The organism is Paenibacillus pini JCM 16418 (assembly GCF_000576305.1).
Classification (GTDB): domain Bacteria; phylum Bacillota; class Bacilli; order Paenibacillales; family Paenibacillaceae; genus Paenibacillus_AQ; species Paenibacillus_AQ pini.
In genome coordinates, this window is record NZ_BAVZ01000053.1 from 1 (window position 1) to 1,470 (window position 1,470).

General features: G+C 30.1%; 4 protein-coding genes and 1 pseudogene. All 5 read left to right on the top strand.

The window, feature by feature from the left end; translation table 11 throughout:
- Positions 1–249: hypothetical protein (locus JCM16418_RS23285; protein WP_036653818.1), on the top strand; the 249-nt coding region annotated here is incomplete at its 5' end.
- 109 nt (positions 250–358) lie between these two features.
- Positions 359–553 (top strand): hypothetical protein, encoded by a 195-nt coding sequence (locus JCM16418_RS23290; RefSeq protein WP_036653819.1) that lies wholly within the window; start codon positions 359–361, stop codon positions 551–553.
- Positions 554–606: 53 nt separating this feature from the next.
- Positions 607–729, top strand: a complete 123-nt coding sequence (locus JCM16418_RS26510) for a hypothetical protein (RefSeq protein ID WP_256203081.1) — start codon at positions 607–609, stop codon at positions 727–729.
- Between the two features lie 73 nt (positions 730–802).
- A complete protein-coding gene (locus JCM16418_RS23295; RefSeq protein ID WP_036653820.1) occupies positions 803–1,219 on the top strand; it encodes a YosD family protein protein in 417 nt (138 codons plus the stop codon).
- Between the two features lie 84 nt (positions 1,220–1,303).
- Positions 1,304–1,470 (top strand): annotated as a pseudogene (locus JCM16418_RS26180) (ATP-dependent DNA ligase); the annotation flags it as partial.

Sequence of the window (1,470 nt, forward strand, 5' to 3'; positions counted from 1 at the left end):
TATATATTCCGCCTAACGACAGACTATGAATTTAGAATACATATGAAAACAAACGGACAGGGTAATAGAATTATTATGTGTTTTGAGTATCCAAGTGGAGAGCAAGCAGTTAGAAATTATGGTAACATTCCAAGATTTGAAACTTTAGAGGAATATAGGGATAAAGAATTTGAATTATATGTAGATGGTGTGTATTTGGGTAAAAGAAGATTAATTAGCGCTGATAAAGGTGTATTGAGATATGAATAAATTGAAGGATAGAATTATACATATTTCGTCTAAACATAAAACATCGATTTCATGAACATAAAAGATAAGCAATTAGTTTCAGAAACCCAAAAAATAAGGAGGAATCTAAATGAACAATATGGAGATTATTAGCGGATGGATTAATGATCAACTTAAGAAAGGTAAAACAGATGATGAGCTAGATGGTAAAGCATTTTACGATGGGAATGATTTATATGTGATGAAGAAGACACGTAAGAAAGGTATATTTGATTTAAAGTGTCGTTTTGGAGGAGTGATTAATCTGGATGAGTTAAAAGAATAAGCTCAAAAATACCGTACAGCGCCTTCATTTTATAAGAGAGGAGAATTTAAATAATGCTAGATATCTTAAATGAATATGATGCATATATTCTTGAAAAATTAGTGAATTCTTATGGTTACACACTTACGGTTTGGAATGGATATGGGTTGAGCATTCATGTAGAAGGTGGAACTTAAGTAGAACTATTGAATTATTTAATAAAAGAAATCAAGAGTGATAATTGACTATAAAATAAAAAGGAGATAGAAGATGAAACAGAAAATAATAATTTATGGAGAGAAAATTGAGAAGGTATATTACTTTAGTTATTGGAGTTCCGATTCGATTACTCTCTATGACAAAAAACATTTAGAATGGATTGGGATTTTCGAGGGGGAAATTGAAGATCCTCCATTCGTAGTTGATGACAATGTTTTTATACCGTCTTTGAATCAATCAGTGAAAGTAATAAAAACTGCAAGAAATCTAGATGGGGGATACGTATACTGGACTAACTATATTACAGAGGAGATAGAAAACACTGAATCAAGATTAAAGGTTGAAAAGAGGATGGAGGAAATTATTGAAAACGATAAGAAACAGACAGATGATTCGATAAACAAGGCATTATTGCAATTAAATGAAAAGAACAGGAAAAAGTGGTTTATGCGCTACTCAAAAAAGTAAATAAATAAAAATAGTGTTAGTATACATAACTTACCGCTAAAATAACAATTATCACTTTGATATAATTTAATCAGGGTGATGAAAATGTTTATATCTCCAATGCTATTAGAACATGCTGCGGATAACAAGCCATTTGATAATAATAATTATATAACTGAACTTAAATTAGATGGTATTAGATTGATCGTTAGTAATATTGATAGAGTTAGACTATTTACCAGACATAATAATGAGATCACGAGCAACTTTCC